The 23,275-nt window shown below is 54.0% G+C and carries 9 protein-coding genes; all 9 read right to left on the reverse strand.

The annotated features are described in order from the left end of the window. Positions 1 to 65: 65 nt before the first annotated feature. Positions 66 to 1,283: a lysozyme inhibitor LprI family protein gene (locus tag QPL95_RS17390; protein ID WP_303292192.1), complete on the reverse strand. Its 1,218-nt coding sequence runs from the start codon at positions 1,281 to 1,283 to the stop codon at positions 66 to 68. Then, positions 1,280 to 3,337 (reverse strand): UvrD-helicase domain-containing protein, encoded by a 2,058-nt coding sequence (locus QPL95_RS17395; RefSeq protein ID WP_303292193.1) that lies wholly within the window; start codon positions 3,335 to 3,337, stop codon positions 1,280 to 1,282. Before QPL95_RS17395 ends, QPL95_RS17390 begins: the two co-directional genes overlap by 4 nt. Before the next feature lie 2 nt (positions 3,338 to 3,339). Next, positions 3,340 to 9,981 carry a DEAD/DEAH box helicase gene (locus tag QPL95_RS17400; protein ID WP_303292194.1) on the reverse strand — a complete coding sequence of 2,214 codons (6,642 nt, stop codon included), beginning with the start codon at positions 9,979 to 9,981 and terminating at the stop codon, positions 3,340 to 3,342. Between the two features lie 32 nt (positions 9,982 to 10,013). Then, positions 10,014 to 10,457 (reverse strand): hypothetical protein, encoded by a 444-nt coding sequence (locus tag QPL95_RS17405; RefSeq protein ID WP_303292195.1) that lies wholly within the window; start codon positions 10,455 to 10,457, stop codon positions 10,014 to 10,016. Continuing rightward, a complete protein-coding gene (locus QPL95_RS17410) occupies positions 10,454 to 11,620 on the reverse strand; it encodes an AAA family ATPase (protein ID WP_303292196.1) in 1,167 nt (388 codons plus the stop codon). Before QPL95_RS17410 ends, QPL95_RS17405 begins: the two co-directional genes overlap by 4 nt. Before the next feature lie 57 nt (positions 11,621 to 11,677). Next, positions 11,678 to 13,603: a DUF262 domain-containing protein gene (locus tag QPL95_RS17415; RefSeq protein WP_303292197.1), complete on the reverse strand. Its 1,926-nt coding sequence runs from the start codon at positions 13,601 to 13,603 to the stop codon at positions 11,678 to 11,680. Beyond that, positions 13,603 to 18,843, reverse strand: coding sequence for a hypothetical protein (locus tag QPL95_RS17420; protein ID WP_303292198.1), 5,241 nt, complete (start codon positions 18,841 to 18,843; stop codon positions 13,603 to 13,605). The genes QPL95_RS17415 and QPL95_RS17420 overlap by 1 nt, the downstream gene beginning before the upstream one ends. Then, positions 18,843 to 21,812, reverse strand: a complete 2,970-nt coding sequence (locus tag QPL95_RS17425) for a DEAD/DEAH box helicase (RefSeq protein WP_303292199.1) — start codon at positions 21,810 to 21,812, stop codon at positions 18,843 to 18,845. The genes QPL95_RS17420 and QPL95_RS17425 overlap by 1 nt, the downstream gene beginning before the upstream one ends. 151 nt (positions 21,813 to 21,963) lie before the next feature. Then, complete coding sequence (locus tag QPL95_RS17430) at positions 21,964 to 23,256, reverse strand: hypothetical protein (protein WP_303292200.1); 1,293 nt, start codon at positions 23,254 to 23,256, stop codon at positions 21,964 to 21,966. Positions 23,257 to 23,275 lie beyond the last annotated feature (19 nt).

Below are 23,275 nucleotides of genomic sequence, written 5' to 3' on the forward strand. Positions count from 1 at the left end.
TTATCGTTACTTAAGAAAATATTGTCCACTTACCTCACCCGAAGCTGGCAATCGGTCCACAAGTCTTACTCATCCCATTTCTTCGGATCCGGAAGAACTGGCTGCGTTTTATCTGGGTATGTAAGAAATTCTTTCCAAATTACATGGGTTCTCTCATGTATCAATTCTTTATGGCAGCGATAATATTCAAAAAACCGAACAGACCCACCGCTCCACCTTTCGTACACAGCATCACAATGGGCATTTGCGTACTGTTCCCATAGACTCTGTGCATTTTGAATAGCATTCTTCAGCTCTCCCTCTGCAATAAGAGCCTCAGCCAAGTACGCATCCATCTCCTCAGATGCTATTTCCATTTTTGTCTTTTCGGCCTGCTGGATCTCGCGCATCGTTTGCGGGTCATTTTCGTGCGTAGAATCTGCATAGAATACAAGTTTTTCAACAGTGACCATGCTGACAAGCTCTGCAATCCGCTCTGAATATTCAGAATAAATACACTGCTCATCGTCACATTTGGCTCGTTTATTCAGCCAATTCAATTGACTGGTCCTGAGTTCATCATGCTCAATCTCTGCTTGCACAAAATTATAGATGTTAGCCAAAACGCGATCTGCTCGTGACAATTGACTACTGCCACAAATCTGTTTTTCCACTTGAGAAAGCTTGGAGGTGTTCGAGCATGAAAAAGACGGGCCAATAGCAGGCTCACAGTCTTGGCAGTATTCTTCGTACAGCCCGAGATACCGAATAAACTCGTTGGCAACCGAAGAGTTAACATCTTTGATCAAGCTATCTTCCAAACTCTGGTATTGGCTAACCAGTCGGTAAATATTCCCCCAATCATCAGAGTTAAACCACTTCTGCCCCAGAACCAAAGACTCCAACATCAGCATGGATTGCTTATCTGAATAATCGGGATACGCCAAGCTGAGCAGCAGTCTCGGCGTTTCAGTATCATTGGGATTGTTAACCATCATGGCATAGGCCAGCGTAAGTAATAGGTCCGGCTTTTCTTGAACATCAGTCAGCGACCTGAGATACACCTTCAACTTACTCACTAACTCGTCTTTCGCTGGATGCCCGGCAATAACTGCCAATTTTTCCCCTATTGGAGAATCACCGAGTGCCAACTCCCGGACAAGTAGCTGATGATCTTGGATATATATATCCTTGAGATCATACCCCTCAGAAAAGCTGATTGATGTAATAGGCGAGTCAGCCTGCACGCCCGCCGATATAAAGAAAACAGTAGCGACAAAGCATCTTAACAATCGCTTTATCATTCCTTTTCCCCTGTAGTTTTTGCAACAACCAGCAACTGCTGCCTCGCCCGCGTAGCCGCAACATAGTTCTCAAACCGTTCCAGCACGTTTTCGCTATCCCCGAAATCAAGAATCGCGACTGCCTTAAATTCCAGACCTTTAATTCTCTTTTTCGTACCAAACCGGATGCCACCCTCCTCCTGGCCGGGGTCGGCCTGACGGGCTTTCAATTCAACGGTTCCTAAGCCATTACTCTCCAGAGCATTAATCACTTTGGAATTCGGTGGGGTCAGGCAGATTTCATGGGTTGCGATATCACCGGACTCAGTCAAGCCCTTAACCCAGGTCACTACAGCGTCGACCATTTCTCCGTCGCTTGCGCATTTGACCAGCTGGGGTTTCGGCCCATGGAACACCGAGCGATCACCCTGAGTAGCCACATCCTCGCCATCCAGATCGTCAATCGACATACCTTGGAGAACACCGTGAGCCCAGTTCCTGATCTCCTCACTGGTACGGTAGTTGATCTTCAATCTCCGTGAACGCCCACGAACATCAATCCCAGCTCTGCTCATGGGCACTGGAACCGTGTTGTAAATTCTCTGGTGACCATCGCCCACAACACATAAGGGGTTGTTCAAGCCTTCCTTTAAAGGGCTGATAGCGGCGATGAGACGTAGTGCCTCAAGTCCAAAGTCCTGAGTCTCATCTACGAGCACATAGCGGTAACCCGGAAATTCGCCTTTCTCGGCTACCAATCTCGCCTGATGGATCAAACCGTCAAACGTCACAAGTCGGCGGTACTCCAGTTGCCGTCTGGCCTCAACAAACAGCTTCCAGATCTGGCGGCGCTGTTTCCGCTTGAGAACCGGCCGACCAGAACGAACCATCGTGAGGTAATCGTCTTCAGAGGTGATCCCCATCGGGTCAATTACTTGTTCGAACTCTTCTCGTACAAAATCAGGAGTAAACTCCAGGCCCGAAGCAACCGGAGATGTCATCACCTGCTTCCACACAGATTTCAAATCATCTGGTTCTGCAATCTTTGCTTGACCCTGGGCACGGAAACAAATGGTCCGAGCCAGTTGGTGAAGGTTTGTTACCTCAATCTTTTCAACCACGCTTGGAGCCAGCTTTTCCATCAGACCCTTGATGGTGACCGACAGGTTCGTGGTGTAAGTGGTAATCAAAACTTTATCATCATCAACACATTGATTTGCCAACCACGCTGCCCGATGCATCAACGCAACCGTTTTGCCTGTCCCAGCGGCACCAAAAATCTTCATGGGCCCTTTGGTATTCCACTCCACCAATTTGCGCTGATACGGATGCAGAAATATTCGCCACTCTTCGATGTCTTCGCTGAGGATCTCCTGAAGGTGCTCCTCGCCTTGGACCAACACCAAATCCATATTGGTCATATCAGCCAGATGGCTAAAGTCACCTGGAGTAGTTGGCTTCTGGATCTCGTCCAGGCCGCCGAGCATCTCATTGAGAGCATCATCCAAGGTCATTCCGGCGGCAATGCCGAATAGAATCTGCCCAGCCTCCGGAGGCAGGTAATCCGAAAGACGTTCAAAATCGTCATCGTTACGCACCGCTCGAACTGCCGGAATCAACGCTTCCGGAACCCCCGCCTGAAAAAGTTCTTTATCGGAGAGTTTCTGGAGGACGTAGGCCTCTGTTTCAGTTTCAGCTTCATATTCAGCGGTCTCTGCGTCGTGAACAGATTGCTCCGCCAGCTCCACATCGAACACTTGAAAAGTACCTAGTGCCATGTGTGCTTCGAACTGCTTGTTCATGCACCATTGATAGGCTTCATCATGGTGGTCGATGTGCATGAGCAGATAGGTATCACCCTTTTCCGGAGCGATCACGATGGCCCGGTAATCCAACCCCACCCTGGCGCTCCGTACTTTCTTATCCTTTGCAGCCTCAATGGGCTCAAGGTGAATACTTGCCTGCGTACTATCACTCTCGAATTTATAAGTGAGCTCGTAAACTTTTTTCTGAACTTTCGCTGGAAGCTTGCCGAAATTTTTCAGCACATCCCGGTGCAGCATCATCTTGGCCATGTTTATTCTCCTCCTTTTTGTTTCGGCAGCTGGTCAATACACCACTGCTCCCCGCGCTCTTCGATATCTTTCAGAGTTATCGCCTGCCATCCGGCTCCTTGCCACTGACCAACGAACTCTTCCTGAGTCCCTGCCAGAATGGCAATGGGTACGGCCGCCTCTGGCCATGCCAGTTCTGCAAAATAAATATCAGACAGATCATCGCTGTAGTATTCACTTTCCGGCAGCTCAACACTCGCTGCGGCGAGATGTGGTATCAATTTTTTAACCGGCACAATGGCATCGTCCAGCAGCTCCTGCCATTGCTCATCCAAACTTACCTGAGGCGTCAGTGTAGGCTCTGGGATTACCCCATCCTCCACCTCAGACGTGGTATAGAACATCACATTGCCCATGAACTGGAACAAGTTCATCAATGCGTGGAAGCGTCGCCAACGCAGTTTGAAGGTTTCGGTACCTGAACGCTCCGCCTCTGAATCCCCCAGACGCAGCTCACTGTATAGGTTGGTGTAATCCGACTGAATCAACTGCTCCGAAAGCCCGTAAGCAAACAAATCGTTGCTGATACTCAAATTCTGAGCGATCCACGTCCACTCCGGATTATCAACTTTTCCGGGTGCTGGCACGGGATATCCCTGCCTCCACATCTGCAACTTTTCAGATGTTTCCCGGGCATCTTGCCCAATGCCTTGACCCGCCATCAGCATCAGCGTGAAGCCCAATGTCTCCTGACCAACCTTTCGCCAGGTATCATCATTTGGCACCCGCAGAAACGCTTTGAATTGGCTGAATGCATGCCCGCTTATAGAGCGAAGAGCCGCCTTACCTCCAATATCGTCAATGCGTTTGGGCAAAATAACATCGGTGACCTGCCTATCAAGATAACGGAACCGCTCGCCATTCTCCTCGCTCAGATCGTCCCAACTGATGGACCACACCCAATACCCCTGGCTCTCCAATACCGATCGTCGTTTACGTATATCATCAGCTAAGCCCGAAGTCGGCTCAGTCGGTTTAACGTGAGGCTCGAAACCATCAAGGAAAATCGCCACCGGTCGGCAAACTTCATCATCCGCAGTCAGTAGGAAGTCTGGCTGACACTGCACAGCCACACCTTGCGGACTGCCCAACTGTGGCTGCAATTGAAGAGACCAGAGCCGACCATCCCCCAATGTAAAGCGGAATCCGGTTGCGCCACCGATAAGCTCATCGCGCCAGTCGTCTGGCTTGCCATTCTCCTGCACCCAATCCTGTAGCTTGGTAACAAACCTTTTTTCCAGAACACTCTCAAACTGGGCTTTCGGCTTAACTTCGTCCAGCTCTGCCTTTGTTTCGCGTTCCATACCGGCAGCAATGAGTTTCTTCAGCAGGCGAATGCCTCGCTCACGGGATATCTCATCGGCACGGAACTGCATGTGGTAGGTCCGCAGGCACCGGTAACAACCATCCGTATCGTCTTCGGTCTGATGCAACTCACGGCAACGACACGTCTCCAGCTCTGCCAAAGCAAGCCGCAGCACTTCCATAACCCCTTCACCAGAACGGTCTGCATCATCGCGAGTCTGGAACAGCTCTTTAAGAAAGCCAGTACCACCCGGCACGGCATCCATCAAAACCAGATAGTTCTGGGTAGTTCCGTCGTTCAGGTTCGGAACTATCTGCTGTTTCACCAGAAGGTGCCCAGGGTCGCCCTGAAAGCGCAAACGCATCCCAAGATAAATTGCAGCTTCAAGGGTCGACAGGTCTTCAGGCTCCACATCCGGAAGCAACAACCGGATGGCCTCAGAACGCAACTCTCTGTACAAAAAAACTTTTTCCCATCTGTAAGCGTCCTCCATGCGCCCTTCGCGCTTACGCTTTTGAGTCTCTCGATGGCCGGAGCAGCTTCTGCGGTGGTTAACCTTATCTCTGGTTTCTCCCGGTTTCACGGCGACACCGCAGTCCGCACAGACGACGAAACCTTCGCTGGACACTTTTACATCATTGCCAAAAGCCAGGTCACGGTGCTGGTCCTTGAAGCCCGCATTGACCTCGCGCAGCACCATCGCAGCGCGGTACTCAATACCAAAGGGCAGTTTGTCATTTGCAACAGCCCCGCTAGCCTGCTCGACCGTTTGGTCGAAGGAATTGACCAACTGGTACACCTCGTTCTCGCGCTCATCGCCTTTGTCGCCGGAAAGGCTGTCATAAAACTCCATGTAAGAAATCGCCTGGGAACGCGAGAATTCCAGGAAATTAGCCTGCTGGCCTTTGACTGTTTGCCCTTCAATGCCGTCGAAACCACATTGTGGACACGCGGGAACAGCCTCTGGGCGATTGATATCGTCCGTCATCCGCATATGGCCACATTGGCCACAAACACCCCACTCGGTTATCAAGGGTTCGCTCTTGGAGCCGATTTCAATCTGCTGAATGTCAAACCGATGGCTATGGGTATAGAAATGGTTCCAGGGAGCCAGCTCACGAATCGCAGCGGAGCCGCCGCGTACCAGCTCAAACGGCTCACGAACGCGTAATTCGTGGTCACCAGCAGTACCCTTAGGCTTGCGATGGAACACGGCCCCGGAGAATCGTACGCCGCGCTCCGGGAATGCGTAGTTGGGCAACAACCCATGTTCCGTCAGCACTTCCAGCGCACTTATCTGGTTCATCTTCAGCTGACGAGCATTGAGAATTCGTTCCTCTCTCTCAATCTCCAGCAAATCTGCGTTATCAACAGCCCCGTCCAGCTTTTCCTTTTGCGCTCTTAAACGCCGCTTGGCGTTCTCAAGCAACAGCCGCTGCTGACGGAATTCGGCGGAAGCTTTCTCAATACGCTCCCGTAAGCGCTCCGTCCGGGATTCGGCGAGGAATCGCTGCTGAGTATCGTCCTTGGCATTAGATTTAAAGCGCTCAAGGAATCGGGTTTGAAGGGTCTGCTCGTTTTCGAGAACCCAGGCCAATAACTCTGGAATATGGCCCGACTTGGTTTCGATAATCTCATCAATCAGCTGTTTACCGGTAGCCGGGAGATCAGCCAGAATTCCTTCCCGAACCCCCTGATCAAAACAAAATGCCAAGTACTGGCGAACCAAAACGGCGCTGGCATCCAGCCAGCAACCAGGCGGCTCGATATCCCCTGAAATCAGCGCGTCCGGCCTGGAATAAAAGAAAAGATCGTGAGGCCTCTGGTTAATGACACTAAGCACCAGCGCTGTACCGGTTTTACGCCCCGCCCGCCCGATGCGCTGCAGGTAACTAGCCGTAGTCGGAGGGATGGAACACAACATCGTGGTCGACAAATCACCAATGTCGATACCCATCTCCAAGGTAGATGTAGCCGTCAGAACGTTGGGATCATCCGCATGGCTTCCCTTGTTGAACGAATACTCCAGCGCCTCCCGCTCTGCCGTTGCAAGAAGTCCGGTATGCTCGTGGGCAAACACCCGGCGTAACGCCCCTTTCCGGTAACGAGTACGGTAGTAACCTTCCCTGTCCGTCAGCTCACCGGGCTCGTAGTAACCCTCGTCGTCGAGATAAGCCAGGCTCGCCGCGCCAGTCCATAAGCGCGCCTCCCATTCCGGCCGAAACAGCTTATAGCCCCGGTTGGGCGCAATCAGCTTCTCTCCGTTTGGGTACAGGCGAGCCGCCTGATCATTAATGGCGTAAAAATGCTGTTCGCCATCCGCATGCACTTCGCGAAGCAAACCGGTGCTGTCTCCGGTCTTCAGGAAGGCATTAACAAGATCCACCAGAGTGGCGTCGTCTATACCCGGCAACTCCATAACCTTCCTAGCCCATTTCAGGTGCCAGGGCAACATCTGGTGAGGCTTAGCCGGTGCCAGGATATGATCGTGATCTTTGTTCGGCTGCGTGCACATCAGCCGGGGTTTGTATTTGCCCTGAGGGGGATAGGTTTCCCGGCCAGCAATGGTTTTACCGAACGGATATTTACCCCAGAACCTCTGGGCCGCATAGCTGCCAAGATACGGGTGGTACAAACCACCCCGCTCTCGTTGCCGGTGCAGAATACCCAGCACCCAAAGTGTTATGTCTTCGGACGACACAGCCTCCAGCTTGGGGCTGATGGCCGGCAGCCGTGCTTTCAGCTGTGAAACCGTTTCTTCCACCAGTTCTGGCACCCACCCCAGGGTTGCACTGGCATGTAACTCCATGGTTCGGCCATGGGTCAGCATCAGGCTGAACTCGCTGGTCGCTTCCCAGGTCAGCCGCCGGGTGATGTCTCCCAGCAATTTGGGCGGTATCTCTCTGGCTTCAAGTCGATTGCGGAAATCCACGTAATCGTCATATTCCCGCAAGTCCGTAGGAATCAGGGTTTCCAAAGCCTGCTTGGCGGTTCCGGGCCTGCCCGGTCTATCGGCACCCCAGTAGTCGATCAAACGCTGGCCGACCTCTGGCAAGGGAACACCCTCATCGCCCGCCTCATCAATCACATGTTGCAAGGCGGTACGCAGAGTAAAGTGGTAGGTACGGGCCGAGAAAAAGCCGGCACGATGGCTGGCATCCTGAACACTGTCCGTAAATGCCAGCAGTTTGGGATCGTTGTTAAGAACCGATCCGAACACCTCGTCGATTGCCACGCTGGAGATGGTCGCCGCACGGCTACCGATGAACATCAGGCTTTCATTTTCGTGGCAGTGCGGGCACCGGCGAGTACCACGGCGAGCACCGTTCTCCAGACTGTACGGTTCATGAACCATTTTCACCGGAAAGGTTTTCTCGTCCGTAATGGGGCACGGCCCCGGACCTTCCCTAACCACCAGCGAACTGGCGGCCAAATGCCACTTCACCGCATCCAACTGCTGCTGTCCGGACGCTGATATAGGGTCATCTCCGTCTCGCCAGGGGCTCAGAATTACCAGCGATGGAGATGGTGCGCGTTCAAAGCCCCAGGCTTCATAGATTTCCCGAACATCGTCCCGCAGTTGCATGCCATTTATACCATGCTGGCCGATGACCGAATCCATATCCGGGTCCCGCAGCCCCACCCAGGCCACCTCGCCACACTCAGTACAATGTACGATGGGCAGCTGCTTCTTACCTTCCTGAAGCTTATTGTCCAGCCAGGTGAACATTGGGTGCTGGCTAACCAGCGAGCCAATACGACGCAGCTCTCTCAGCCACAACTGCACCTGGGTCGGTACCAATGGGAAAGGTTTGCCACTACGCAATTCACGGGCCTGGGCTACCAAGGCAAGAAAGGCCATCAACACTTCACCCCGCGCCTGCGTATCACCCACAGCACGGAACGTGAAAGTCATGTCCGATTTACTGATCTCGCGGAGCAGGTCGAACCAGGACACCGCGCCCGCTTCGGTAACCTTCAGCAACAAATGAAACAGCGGGTGTTTACGAATCCACTCCCCAACCGCAACGCCCCACAAATCCTCCGGCTTCAGTTTGGGTAGGAAAGATGCCAGCTGGTCATGTTGTGTTGACCACTCAGGCCACTTGGGGTCATCTATCGCTACCGGATAAGCCGGTCCGCCAAACAGCTCAGCCACTCTGCGAGCGTAGCTCTGGGCATCCTCTCGGTGTGCTGGCACACAATCTTCTGCGAGCGGATAGGTTTCGACATCCCGGACAGGCGTGCGAACCACTTCCTCAATGCGATAACGGTCCTCCTTGATCACCACATCATGGGTAATGACTTCCTCAAACAGGGTGCTGGCAAACTCGCAGAGTTTGTAAATGGGCCCCATGTCGTGCTCATCATCGCCGCCAGCGACTGTCGCGCTGGTGCCTACCATGCAGAGTTTGCCCTGGGGAATCTGGAACCGTTCCTTCAAACGGCGAATCAAACAGGCAACATCGGCCCCTTGGGCACCGTCATAGGTGTGCAGCTCGTCTAACACCAGATATTGCAGAAGTTCAGGATCATCCTGATTGAACCGCCAGATGCTGGTGTCTTTCGGTCGCAGCAACAGGTAATCCAGCATCTTGTAGTTGGTCAGCAGAATATCGGGGGGATTTTCCTGCATGGCCGCACGGTTAGTTATCGAGCGATAGGCAATTTTTCCGCCACCTGCAGGGTCCGGAATAATCGTCATTTCCTGAAAGGTATCTTTCTCCGCCCCGTCGTCCTTGCTGGAAGTCTGGGTCATACGCCCGGTGTACATGCCCACACGAATACGGGCCTTACGTTCGCCGTTGTGGTCATAACTCAGCTGGTCAGAGGTAAGAATCTCCTCAGCAAAACGGTTGGCCTGGTCGGCCGCCAGCGCGTTCATTGGGTAGAGAACAATCGCTTTAATGCCCTGATCCTTACCGGCCTGTTTCATCCGCAGGCAGTGGTCCAACAGCGGATACAGAAAGCACTCCGTCTTACCGGACCCGGTTCCGGTGGTCACAATGGTCGGCGCAGGCACCTTGCCACCGCGAGTAGTCAGGCGCTGCCAACTCTGGGCCTGATGCTTGAACGGCACCCAGGGCACATGCAAGTCAAACAGGCTGGAGGTATCCGCTTTCTCCAGCCGAAATGGCCGCTTCAGCTGTAACCAGGGCCCCTTGAAAAGGCCTTCATCCGGGTGCGTAAAAAAAGCCTCAAGCGCCCTTTCTGTCTCAGAATGGCGAATGTGAAAGGTGGCACCCAGATAGTGGAGAACCTGCTTTTTGACTTCCAATGCCAAGGTGGCGGGTAACATAACCGTACTTCCTGAAATCGATTGTTATAGGCTTACAAAGCGAGCTGACGAACAGGCATGAGGCCCTTTTGTGCTGCGGCGCGGGCCTGCTTGCTATTGCGAGTAATGGCAACTTTGCCACTGGCTACCCAATGAAAATGCCTAGGCGCATCCAGCTTGCCCGTTTCGGCAGTTTTCAACCAAGCCATCAGCCACTCTTTTTTCTTGATTACCTGGCTCACTTCCGAGGTATGGGCGGGGTGCACTTCAACAAAGTTAAGTATCTGATCGTGAGCTATCACATAATCCCAGCGTGATGCTTGGGGTTGCTGGGCCGCCAGGCTGGAGTCGATATCGGCACTGCCGTGGCAAAGGCGCGCATTGCTGGGCTTTACGAGTGCTCGGTCCGCAGCCTTCAGCGCCTGTAACCCTTTTTTATATGCTCCCTCTCCAAGATCCTTTTTTATCGTCTTCGGAAATTCCTTTTCCACGGTCATTCATCAGCCTCCTGCATCAACCGGCTGATCACATCAGAAGCACGACTACTGAACTGGGTTATTCCGCCCCAATCGGCAATGGAGTCATCCTCAGAAAACGGATCCAGAGAGGAAATATCCCGGGTGGAGACGCCCTTCTCACCCGGCTCAAAGTAAAAGCTCTTAACCACTTTGTCAGACAGCACCGCGCTGAACACATCTCGCATGCCGGGCGAATTTGACAGGTCGAACAGCTCAAATAAGGCTTCGGGCGTGCCCTTGTTGTCCTGCAACGTTCGAATTGCCCAGGCCGCCTCAAGCAGCAGCGGGGAGTGAGTGGAAATCACCACCTTGTAGCCCCGGTGCATCAGCTCCAGGCAAATCAACAAAACGGATTGGATAGCCTGCGGGTGAAGGCCCATCTCCGGCTCTTCAATCACCACCCAATCCACGCCCTTGCGACGGGCTGAGCCCGCCGAAGGCATCAGCCAATATAGGCTGAACAGAAGAGGCATAAACTCACGCTGGCCGGCTGACCATGCCATGTAGGGCAAAGTAGCACCGCCCGCGTTGATGACAATGCGCTTTTTCAGGTCGTGAACTTCCTGGGTGACGGTTGCGCCGTGGAAAATACTGTCATCAATGCGATCACGCAGAACTTCTTTCAGGCGGCTTTTGATCGGGAACAGCTGGTTGTCCTGGCCGCCCAGCCCCTTCTCCATGAGCCTGCGCAAATTCTCACTGAAACTTTTCACCACAAACGGATCCAGTGCGGCAAAACTCTCAAAACTACGAGGACGGCCCTGATCCAGCGTTAACACTCGCTGAGCCGGCACAAAGAACACCGATTCCTGCTCTTTACCGTTGCCCTTACGCAGCCCGGTAAGATCAACCGGCTTCCCATCCGGCTTCACTAGCGACTCCTTGCGCCAAATCGCCCCCATGCCCTCCCCGAACATAAGGGTTAGCAGTGGGTCGCTGGTGCCCTCAGAGGCACCGGGCTCGTAACTGTAGCCATACCGCTTGAGCGTTTTAGTGATCGGACCATGATCCTTCACCAGCTTGAACAACTGGAGAAACACACTTTTACCACTGGCCTGGGGGCCAACGAGCAAGGTGAGGTCGCCAAACTCGACTTTTGCCTTCCTTATCTGCGCCAGTTGCTCAACATGTAATTGTTTCATGGTCACTTTTCCAAAGAATCTTTAGCGTTACTGTACCCGACCCAGGTCGCTGAGGCATTAATAAGGCCACACACTGCTGGCAGCCTGAAACAGAACCCGACCGCGTTCGCGAATGGAATCCTCGCTCCAATCTGCAAGCGGGTCATCCCCTTCATGCACTGGGTAGAAATACCGGTTCAGGTTCAGCTTGCTGTACTTGGCCAGTTCCGGGCGCTTTTTCTGCCAGCTGCCGTTGGAGAGCGACGGATTCAGGCTGCCGGTAATCAAGGTGAGATTGCCCAGGGTATGCACCACCTGATCCCGTTGCTGGGTGAACTGTAATTTGGCTTCCGGGTCTGCCTGGTGCTCTTCAGGTATCGGCCAGTTCAGCTCCCATTTCACCGGCATCACATGCTCGATGGTAAGGTCATTGGGCAGCTCCAGGTTCTCGCTCTTGCGATCCGCCTGTACCTGATCAATGGCCTCCAGCACGGCGCGAATTTTGTACTGTGCCAGAGCCTGGTAGATGGGCCGGTTCAGAATGCTAGTCTTGAATTCCTCGTCCGTCGGGAAGCGCACGCTGTCGCCATCGCTGGACTGAAGGATAGCTTTCAAGGCACCAGCGGTGAGCGAACCTTCCTTATCCAGGGTTTTGATCACATCCAGGAACAAACGGTTGTAGTTCTTGGAAGTCAGCCCACATACCATGCGGCGCACCAGGAAGGATTCCAGCACTGTGAGGAATCGGTCGAACTCCAGCTGTTGCGCTGGCAGCAGTTGGTCGCAAGCGAGCAGCAACAACGGATAGACCGTGGCCGTGTCTACGGCTTCAAGGCGCTTGAGGAACATGGCCAATCGGGAGTTCGCCGGTGGTTCGGCAAAGGTCTTGAACGCCAGGGAATAGCGAGAAAGCGCTTTGAGTTGCTCTTCGGTGGTTACCGGCAGAACGGATAGATTGGGCTTAGACGGCTGCTTATCCTCTGGCAAGTCCGCCAGCGCTTGCTGGTTTTCCACGTATTCTTTGAACGATTCAAACAAATGCGCAGGGCGCACTTCTTCACGCATCATCAAGGTGAGGTAGTGTTGCAAGAAAAGATCGATACGCGGGCGCTTGGCGCGGCCCTGGGTCACTTCCTTGCGCCAGAAATCGTCGTCGAAAGCCGACCAGTGGCGCTTGTACAAATCCTCGATATCCTGGACATCCGCCTGAGCTTTGCGGAAAAGGTAATTCTTGACCAGATCCGCGGGTAGCAGCTGCGTGCCGCGGGCATTCAGGGTTTCGAAAATCACCTGGGATTCGTCGTCGTCATCCAGGTTGATGACAACAACCTGCAAGCCACCACTGATCACTTTCCATAGTGCATCCAGACGTTCCTGGGGATTAACCTCCTGCTCCAACTCATCTGCTTCGTCGAACTCACCCGATAGCCAACCACGAATCTGCTTGCAGAAGTAGAGGTACCCTTCCTGCATTCGATTACCATGAGGTTCGACGGGATTGCCAGAGAAGAGCGTTTCCAGGGTTAGATCCGCAAAGGGTTCTGACTCAACCGCGCCCGACTCATGCAGCGCCTTGAATGAATCCCTGTCACGATTGGTAGGCCACACCTTGTATTTCTCATGTTCGTAGTCGACCTTGCTAGCCTTGTTGGTCACCAGGTCATTGAAGCGATCAAAATACTTCTCGTTATCCAGGCCCTTGGCCAGATCCCGGGCAGCCAACATGATCAGCTGCAGCGTGGTAAAACGTTGCTGCCCGTCGATCACCTGATGGGTTTCAATGGAGCCTGCGACATTCTTGAGCTGCTCCAGGACCACCGCCCCCAGGAAGTGCTTGCGGTGCCGGCCATATTGCAGCTCGTAATCCAGCAAGCCCTGTATGTCTTCCCACAGGGGCTCCCAGTTCTTCTCTTTGTTCCACACGTAAGGGCGCTGGAACAGCGGAATCTGGAACGAAATGGTTCCATCAAAAATCTGGTTCAGGTCTCTAGCCTTGGCATCCATCAGGCAGGCTCCTTGTTGTTATCAGTCAGACCGAGGCGTTCAGAGAACACGCGGTAAGCGGTGCGGTAATCCTCGATGCGGTCGACATGGGCAAATGGTGGGTAGAAGGTTTTGGTGACGGTTTGGTTACTGTTATCGATTTCCCAAGTAACAGTCAGCGGCGAAACTCCGTCGTGGTCTACGCGAGCGGCGCGGACTTCTTTGCCTCCTGCGTCTTTACGTGCTGTGTTCGGCAGTCGCTGACCCTGATTATCGTATTCGTCTACCTCTTCATAGACTTTCATGACTGGGAACTGGACCTTGAAAATTTGAATCAGTTCAGCCTCAGTCAGATTCAGCTCCAATGCGCATAAAGTGTCGATCTCGATCTGAGCCAACCGACGCTGCATGTCATTTCGCAAGGTCGGACGTTCTTTGATGTCAAAGCAGGTGCCACTGAAGACACTAAAGAGCATATCCATCTCGGCAGAATTGAGGTTGATACCTTCGTAGAAGTCATCGAACTGATTGGAAAGACACTGAAGCGCCAAGGTTCTGGCCACAACTGCATCACGGATCTCGGGCTTAACCGGCAACACAAGGGTAGCCAAGTCTGAGTTTTTTACGTGACCGCGCCCCTTAAGCTTTATAAAAAAATCGGCCACAATGGAGGAACAGAAACCACTGAAAAGAATTACATCGTATCGTTCTAACATCGCTAAAGAACGAACCGAACCAAGTGCAGTGGCACCCGCAGGCATTAATGCGCCCATCAAAGTACGCTCGTTTGCAGGCTGACACATATCCCGCACCATAAAGCGCGGATATGCTGTTAATGGTTTGGGCAAATACTTCAGTTGAGCTTTGTTTGGAAGTGTTTGCTCCAAACGAATCGAACCAAAGCGGCGCAGATACTCTGGAGCGTTGTCTTCTGGGCTCTGATGCTTCAACCAGGAAATTGCTCCTCCAACATCCCCTTCCCAACGGGAGAAAAAACCAAACTGGCGGGCTGTACGCGCGCCTGAGCGATTCGTCGAGACGCCATAGCGCTTTAGCGGCTCTCCCAGCAGGGCTTCAAAGGCGATGACCTCGTCATCAGCGACGGGCCAAAAACCAGGCTGCCGGCCGTTGTGGTTGCTACTTGGTTTGCGTGGCTTTGGCCACTCCACTATGGCGCTATGAAACGAGCTAAGGTCGCCTTTCTCATCTCCAGGACGGTAAACCGCACGGGGCAGATAATCGCTTGGAATATTTTCCAAATCGATAGCATCGTAATGACCATTGGCAGTGCAAACGGTTCTTGGAGTTTTGTTGAATGGAGTGCCTGCATAAAGATGGGGCCCAGAGATAACCCATTCATCAGCTTTGGAAGGATGAAAGCTAGGATTCTCTTTGCGAGTGATGATGCCGTCACGCTGGGCATTGGCTTCATGAAACATTTCTAGCGCAATATACTGGCCCTTTAAGTGCCCCAACCTCTGTGGTGCCAGAGAAAATTTTTCTAGGACCTTTAATAGGTGAGAACTATGAACCTGAGGGAGACCTGCTTCCTTCCAACAGGTTCCGGGCTCTTCAAAGAGTTCTGCAAAGAGTAAAAGCTCTTTTTTTGTAATCCTAAGAATTCGCTCCGGATGACCCCGGGTTTCCCAACCTCCCTCCGTATTTTTGATACCAGGAACGGGGTCCAGCTCCTTCGTTCCCTTCATGGATTGCATGATCGTTTTCGGGTCAAATAGATTGAAAATAGCAATAAAATCTACTTCGCCTTCGCTTCCAGAATATATATTGATACTGAACGCTAGGACGTGGTGAACCTCATCAAAAAGGATCAACTCATTCTTTAATTGGAAGTGAGCTTTCAACCGCTTGTAATACGAGTCCCTAAACCTACCCCCTGTCGCGTCATCAAAGACGCCTTCCGGATGTAGCAATCCCGCAATACCTTGCCCGCCAAGCAATTCCCAACTTCGCTCAATAAAGTTCTTGTAGAGATTAGTCTGAATTCCAGATAGGGCTGGATAGAGAGTAATATCATTGAGAAATACGTTGCTGCCTTCCTCCCTTTCGAAAGCAGAGCGATAGGTAAATAGACGCCTTTCATTCAAGAGAAGCTTGGAACGCTCGCGATTGTAAGTGGCGGACTTAGCGTCCCGTACACCCAACAGCGGCTCAAACTCACTCAGCAACGGCGAGTCTTTCCAGCTAACCTTCAGCCAAGGCGGATTACCAAACATCAGATCAAAGCCATTCGGAGCCACGTCCTCCTGAACCTTTGGCCCCAGAACCTCAGTAAAAATCAGCTCCCAGTGATGAAAGTTCTGCTCTGCCGTAGCAGTGCGCCCTACCCCAAACCAGGGCACCAGCTCACTCAGATGCTCCGCATCTGGCAGCTTCTGCTCGCTGGCCTGAAACAGCGCCTCCAACTCAATTTCCTCACCCAGTTGAATATCCAGCATGGCACGTGTGGCCAGATCATCCGTTCCAATGCCGAGTAGAACTTCGGCGGCCGCCAGCCAAGCCTCTCGGGAGGGTAGATTGTCGCTTTGGTCCAGAGGCCAGAAGTAGAAGCTGCACCAGCTGTCCATCAGTAGCTTCAGGCGCTGGAAGGCTCCGCTTTCGGCTTCCAGGCTGGCTTTAATTCCTTCCTGGCGGCGGAGCGTTGGGCCATTATGCAGGGATTCCAGACTGTTCTGGGGCGTTGGCCATACACTGGAGGTGCAGGCCGTGTCCGCTAGCGCCCGCTCGCGGTCGATGCTGTAGTCTTTCCAGAGCTCATCGATGCGCTCGCTCAGGCGCTCTAGGCGAGTCACTTCCTCCACTGACAGTTTGGTTTTGACCTGTTTGTTTCGCCATGTCTTGATCGCGTCACATTCATCCGGCCAGTGCTCCTTCATGAGCTTGTCGCTGGCCGCCGGAGCCATGTCTTCATCCCACACGAGGAAATGGTAAATCTCGCCGGATTGGCGGCCTTCACCGGGCTTGAGCTGACGCGGGATCTCGGCATTCTTGCCGTAGTGTTTGCCCCGCAACAGCTGGTCTTTTTTCCAGACGCTGCGGCGGGCACCGATCAGGCTGTTACCAGCTCGCAGGCGCAAGCCAAACCAAGGTGTAGCGGCGGGCTGGAACAGGGGCTGGCTGTCTTCATCGCCATCGGCCACTTTCAGGCGGTGAATGGTGGAGAGCCAGAGAGACAGAGCCCCTAACTCAACTGCGACCGGGTTCAAATCGACCCCATAGACATTGTGAACAGCGATGTAGTGACGTACCCGGCGCAGTTCGTCTTCGTAGTTGCTGGGGTCGATGTTTTTACCCAGCTGTTTCTGCTTCAGCTCCAGATAGTGATGAGCCAGCTGATCGATGGCTTCCACCAGGAAGGCGGCAGACCCCATGGCCGGCTCGCAGATTTTCAGGCTGAGGATGTCGTCAGCTTGCTCTGGGCCGAAGTCTTTCAGTCGCTCTTTCAGGGCTTCTTCTACCAGGGTTCGGGTAAGCACTTCCGGGGTGTAGTAAGAGGCGCTGTTTACCCGGTCTACGCCGTTCAGGTGCAGAATGAATTCGCCGGTGCGGTAGATTCGGGTTTTCTCGGTGCGGTGTTCCAGCACAATTTCCCCGGCTTTGAATTCGCTTTCCCGCGTGGCCGGAACGAACCAGGTAGGTACCTTGGCATCGATGGCGTTATCAAGCATGGGTTTGCCATTCTTCGCCTTCTGGTGCACCTGGATCAGGTCTTCTGTGGCGAAGAAGCCCTTATACGACAGCAGCCCTTCATAGACCGAGCCCAGCTGGACAATGCCCAGCTCAGCATAGTTAATGCGGCCGATGCGTTTGCTTTGCTGAGAGGTGCCGAGGCTGAGACAGCGCACGACCTTGTGCAGAATGCGGTTTGGTAGTTTCACCCGGCTTAGCAGTGGCGTTGCCTGAGGGTCAAACAGCGTGGCTGTCAGTGGCTGGATGGCAAAGACTTTGCCCGGGGTATATTTGGATCGGCGGCCACCGTTGCCGGTCAGCGACAGCTGCTCACCGGCAGGGGCACCAAACAGACTTTCCTGCCTCGGGGCCTGGCCAAAAAGGTTTTCATCGGTTTCCTCTTCCGTACCGTCCCGCTGCGGATCGAAGCCGTCGTAAATCAGCTGGAACAGGCACTGCAGGTGTTCAGCAATGTAGGTGCCGTTCTCGGTGGTGGTGCCGGGTTCGTTGGCATCCACCAGGTCGCGCAGGGACTCCAGGCTGTAGCCCAGGCGGTACACATCGTCATTGATGGGCAGTATGCCCAGTTCCCCGCCACGGGCTTCGGCGTAAAAGCAGAAAAGCAGGCGGTACACATAAATCAATGCATCATGGCGTAACTGCTCGGCGGTAATTTCCCGGCTGCCATTGGGTAGCGGTTCTTCCCGCTCACTGAGCTGGCGATAACCCAGGTTGTTCTGCCGGCGAGCTTCCACCCAACCATTGGCAATGGCCTCAATGGCATCGCGCACGGCACCCTGCAGTTTCTCGGATACTCCGTGGGTGCTTTTGAGGCTGCCTTCACGCAGGCGTTCATGCAGCACTTCGTCGCTTTCACCCTGAGGCACCAGTGCTTCGTCAGACAGCAGCGCAGCAATGGCCTCGAAAGTGGCTGCCTGGCGCCGGCCGTAGGCCTCGTCCAGGTCAGTCCAGAGGTAACGGCCCTGGGCAAAGGTGTGGGCATCGAACAGGTATATGCGACCACCTGCCAGCAGCATGACCCAGCGCGGAGCATCTTCCTGCTTGTGCAGCAGGGCAATGGCTTTTTCCCAGCTGCCCTGGAACGTGGGCAGGCCATCAACATACTGGGTTCTGGCAATAACATCCTGTTCCAGCGGTTCTTCATCACTGTCGCCGTCGGTCAGGCAGAACGGGGCTTCTGCAATCACCAACCAGGGCTGGTTGTGGCGGTTGAGGCGGTGCAGTACAGGAATTTGTTTCTGCTCGCTTTCCAGCACCAGGCCGAAGGGTTCGGGCTGGTAGCCAAGGGCCTCCAGCAGAGCCGGGTGCCAGCGATTGATGATGTCGTTCTCTGCCCGGACCCGCAGCAGGGGGTCGTCGTAATTGAGGGCTTCGGTTTTGGCTTTGAAGTAGGTTTCGCTCAGGCCTGCCAGTTTTCTCGGGGCAGACTGGCTACCCTGCTCTTTCCAGCCTTTGACCTTGTCAGCAATGTCTTTGCTGAAGCCGTTTTTATCTGCCAGGTAATGGGCGGCGTAGTAGTCGCCTACGTTCTTGATCGCGGTATCCAACGACATTACTTCACTCCCTCTACTACCAGTACCAGGCGGGTGGTGGCTTCATCAGTGGCGCGGTAGTGGGTTTGTTCCCAGTTTTCGCGCCGGTCTTCCAGGTACTTTTCCATTTCTTCGCGCTTCTGGCGTAACTGTGTGGCGCGACGCCCTTCGGGCGGCAGGTTGGCCAGCTGGGCATCAATGCGCTCGGCCCAGCGTTCAAACCAGTGTTTGAGGCGGGCGTTCTCTTCATCCAGCCTTGGGCGGATCTGGGCTCTGCGCTGGTCTTTTAGCTTCTTGAGGTGGGTAACGCTCTGGTCCACCGCCGATCCCAGGAAGCTTTTCAGAAGGTGGTCTGGCAGGGTGCCGGTTTTACCGGTATTCGCCAGCTGTTCGAAATTGACTTCATCCAACGCCTCTTTGAGTGGCCGGATCTGGAACTGGCCACCCTTGCGGAATGAAACCGCATGGGGATCAACAATCAGTGGTGTGCCGGCGCGGGAACTGACCTGCCCTATGAAGCAGAACAGCAATTCGCCCGGTTCCAAAAATGGGGACGCAATCAACGGTGCTTCGCCGCGCTTCTGCAGCATCATCAGTTTTTCCGCCAGCCACTGCATAACGGGGTGCTGCTCGGTAAGCAGCAGTTCTTTGGACCACTGGCCTTTCTGGGCAAGGGCTGCCTTGATGGCCAGGTCTACCCGCTCGGGTTTATCCGTAAAGAACAGCTGCTGGTCATCTGGCCAGGCTTCTTCCGGCATGGCCGAGGCACCGTAGACCATTTCTGAATCTACCCATGGGGCACCCAAACGCTTGGCCAGCTCCTTTGGTGGTGTGAAGATGATCTGTTGCCCGGTGTGTTCCAGAGGGTGCCAGTCCGGGCCACCGATCTGTTCTTTCAGTACACGGTAGCCCTGTTCGAAGAATTGCCCGTTGTCGAGGAGCCGGATGCGGGAATTATCGGTGTTTGCGGCCGCCTCTTCGACTTCATCCTCGTCGGGTTCACCACCACCCAGCATACGGCTCAGGAAGTCGGCGTAATCCTGATGGGCCAGCTCGTTGGCGGCTTTCAGGGTGGATTCGAGATCACCGGTTTCTGCTTCGCCGGTTTCGCGATCCAGCAGATCGGTATCCCCTTTCACCAGGCTGTCGCCGAAGGTTTCTTCTTCCTTCCGGGCATCGTATAGCTTCAATACGCTTTCGCCGGTACGGGTCGAACGGTTGATTTCCTCGACCTTGGAGACCAGGCGCGAGAACAGCTCACTGTCCCCTTCCAGCAACCCGGATTCGGTCTCGACCATCAGGTAGCGAATGATGGGCGGATACTTCTGACCAAAACGGTCGATGCGCCCGTTTCGCTGGATCAGCGTGATGATGGACCAGGGCAAATCGTAATGGATGATGTTGTGGCACTGGTGGTGCAGGTTCACACCTTCGGATGCCACATCTGTGGCCAACATCAACCGAACCGGGCTGTTGCCCGTACCGAAGGCTTCAACAGCGGCAGCCAGTGCGTTGTCTGACATGCCGCCGTGAATCGCGGCAATCGTTTGCTCTGGCTGTTTTTCCTGCCTGGGGCTGAAGCTTTGCCCGAAGTGCTTTGCCAAGGCTGGAGCAAGGTATTCCTGGGTTATACGGCTTTCGGTAAAGATCAGCAGTCGCGGGCTTTTGGAACTGCCATCCCACCCCATGGCGGCCAACTGTTCGACCAGGAGCTTGAAACGGGCGGACTGCTGGACATTCAAATATTCCAGGCGGCGCAACAGCTCTTCAAGCTCCTCAATTTCGCGGCTGTCCGGATCGGACTTTTGCAGATAAGCCAATCGTTTCTCAGCCGTGGAGCGACAGGCTTCGGGGCTGGAGAGGAAGCTTTTGTACATCCCCCAACTTACAATGGCCTGGGCATCAATCTGCTTATCCAGTACCAGTTGGCGGATATGTGCCAGCTGTTGGTATACATCCTCCTCAGCTTCACTTGCCTGAACCGTGGTTTGGGGCAAGGGAATAACCTCCCGCTCGGAGAAGTTACTGCCGGCCTCTTCCTTCACATCTTCCTTAAACCGCATCAGGAAGAAGGGAGCGATATCCTCCGCTTCGTATTCCTGTAGCTTCGGGTCTGGCACCGCTGACGGGTCCAGCAGGCTGATCAGGCGCCCGAAGGTTTCGCGTTTACCGTTATGGGGGGTGGCTGTGGTGAGAATCATGCTGTTGGTGCGCCGCGACAAACGCCGTGCCAGGCGGTAGCTCAAATGGCGCTCGGGATTGGTGCCGCCGGATACGTTATGGGCTTCGTCGATGACCACCACATCCCAGCGGGTGTTTTCGAGAAAGTGCGCGTACCGGCCGATGTCTTTGAGGGTATCTATAGAAATAATGATTCGGTGATACACCTCAAACGGGTTCTTGGACGCGGGGATCTTCAGCTGCAATTTAGAGAGGGTATCGGAATCCATCCGCACCAGCGGGAGCGCGAAGCGGTTCCAAAGTTCCGCCTGGAACTGGGTTAGCATGGATTTCTTCGCAAGCACCAGAATGCGCTGCCCTTGCCCACGGCGAATCAGTTCGCTCAGGATCATGCCGACTTCAATGGTTTTACCCAGGCCCACCTGATCCGCCAGCAACAAACGTGGTCGCATTTGCTGGAGCGCCCGGTAAACGGCCTCTTTCTGGTAATCCATGGGCGTGAACGCACCCATGTCTTCAAAGTGTGGCTCTGGGTCTGTCAGCGGCATTTGCCTCAACTGGGCTTCCAGGAACAAGCGCGCGGTGGAATAGCCTTTGGTTTCATCCCGCACCAGCTCGGTTTTGCGCGGGTCGACTTCCTTCAGCCGATCCAACTGGGTGAGGAACGCAGCCTCGTGGCCACGGTTTAGGTCGTCTACGCCAGTGCAGAATACGATCTGGTGCTGGTTACTGCCGGCTGCGTCTACTCGGGTAACGAGCCACTCTGCGTCTCGGCATTCTACGCGCATGCCTGGGGTGAAAACTGTCAAGGTCAGATCCTTTACCTGGAGTCGTAACTTTATGAGTTATGGGACATCTTCCGTTTTTTTGGGCTTGGGGCCAAGCTTCGTATGCTAAAGATATCCTGCTAATGCGACATATTTAGGCGCATTGGTGCCAATAATGAAGAACTCCGCGAGCCTAAGTGCTAACCGCTGGTACAAATGTAGCTTTTCCCACACTGCCAAAACTCAGACCGTAGGCTACGGAGAGCCGATCCCAGTCCTGCCGGGCCAAGCCGGGAGCCTTGATGTTCGATGGTAAAACGAGTGGCTTGGGGTTCAAGCGCAGATAGCCAAGGCTAGGATGATGGCGAAGGCCCTCTTTGATTCGCTCGTAGAACTTGTTACGAGAACCGCCACCCGAAAGCAGAAACGGCGTGTCTTTCAGGGCCTCTACATGCCATCCGCCGGTCTGCCTGCCTTTCTCCAAGGTGCCGTCCTGAACCTGCGCCCTCAGGCGTTGATCGAATTCCGCGTCCGGGTTGTGAAGCCCAAGTGGGCCTTTGGGAGAGGACTTAACGGTAACACCGTTAAAATACTTACTGAACTTATCCGGTACCGGGCGGGTTGCGTCTATCTGTTTCAGCTCTGCATCAATGGCATCCACCAGCTTATCTGGCGCGTGCTCCACTTCAGTGAATACCTGCTGCCACCACTCCAATCTGTGTATGTGGAGACTGGTTACACCCAAAGGCTCTACCGATTTCTCGTAGAACAAGAATTCCTCGCTGTGTTTATCCGGCCGGACTTTAAACATGGCACAATCTACGGTGCCGGCGCCGACGTCTGCCAGAATGAACAGGTTTTGAGCGTTGCGGTCAAAGGCATCGGAGCGAACATAGCCGTATATCTGGGCGGCAATTTCCGGAACGGTACCGACCTCTACATCCTCTGTCTGTGCTGGATCTGCTTCCCCATTAAGCAGCTGTTCCGCACGCTCCATGGCATCACCAATGAGCCCGTCATCAATTGGAGCTTCTGATGTCGCGGCGATCCAGCCAGCCCACCCCAGTAATTCCATCACATCTGAAAGCCGGCCAGACTCAGCTGCAGGCACTCCCAAATTCAAAGACCACAAAAGATTCGAACTACCGTAGGTTTTACCATGAGCTGTCTGAAACCACGCGCTGATCTGGCGTAGCGAAAGGGCTATGAATGCAACCAGCCGCTGTCGGGCCTGGTTATTTGTGGGATCTTCCATTAAATCCAACTTGAGATTCTGGTTGTCGGGCTGTGACACACCCTCCAACGTATAGACGCCACTGGTTTGATAAAGCCGAGTGGGCAACAGATACTGATCAATTCCCACGGCATCCCGGAACGGAACAGCGTAGTGCACGCGACGGTTTCGATCACCAACGACGGCCTTGAGGGATGAGGTTCCCAAATCAAAGCCCAGAAATAACTCCTCTTCCGGTGCCGCTGCATTCATGACTCCGAGCATTCCGCTC

The sequence above is a fragment of the Marinobacter sp. SS5-14b genome (assembly GCF_030541005.1).
Lineage (GTDB): Bacteria > Pseudomonadota > Gammaproteobacteria > Pseudomonadales > Oleiphilaceae > Marinobacter.

What these genes read in the sequence shown, in the direction of transcription:
- QPL95_RS17390 (WP_303292192.1), bottom strand. Translation starts at nt 1,283, where the DNA reads ATGATAAAGCGATTGTTAAGATGCTTTGTCGCTACTGTTTTCTTTATA.
- QPL95_RS17395 (WP_303292193.1), bottom strand. Translation starts at nt 3,337, where the DNA reads ATGGCCAAGATGATGCTGCACCGGGATGTGCTGAAAAATTTCGGCAAG.
- QPL95_RS17400 (WP_303292194.1), bottom strand. Translation starts at nt 9,981, where the DNA reads ATGTTACCCGCCACCTTGGCATTGGAAGTCAAAAAGCAGGTTCTCCAC.
- QPL95_RS17405 (WP_303292195.1), bottom strand. Translation starts at nt 10,457, where the DNA reads ATGACCGTGGAAAAGGAATTTCCGAAGACGATAAAAAAGGATCTTGGA.
- QPL95_RS17410 (WP_303292196.1), bottom strand. Translation starts at nt 11,620, where the DNA reads ATGAAACAATTACATGTTGAGCAACTGGCGCAGATAAGGAAGGCAAAA.
- QPL95_RS17415 (WP_303292197.1), bottom strand. Translation starts at nt 13,603, where the DNA reads ATGGATGCCAAGGCTAGAGACCTGAACCAGATTTTTGATGGAACCATT.
- QPL95_RS17420 (WP_303292198.1), bottom strand. Translation starts at nt 18,843, where the DNA reads ATGTCGTTGGATACCGCGATCAAGAACGTAGGCGACTACTACGCCGCC.
- QPL95_RS17430 (WP_303292200.1), bottom strand. Translation starts at nt 23,256, where the DNA reads ATGAATGCAGCGGCACCGGAAGAGGAGTTATTTCTGGGCTTTGATTTG.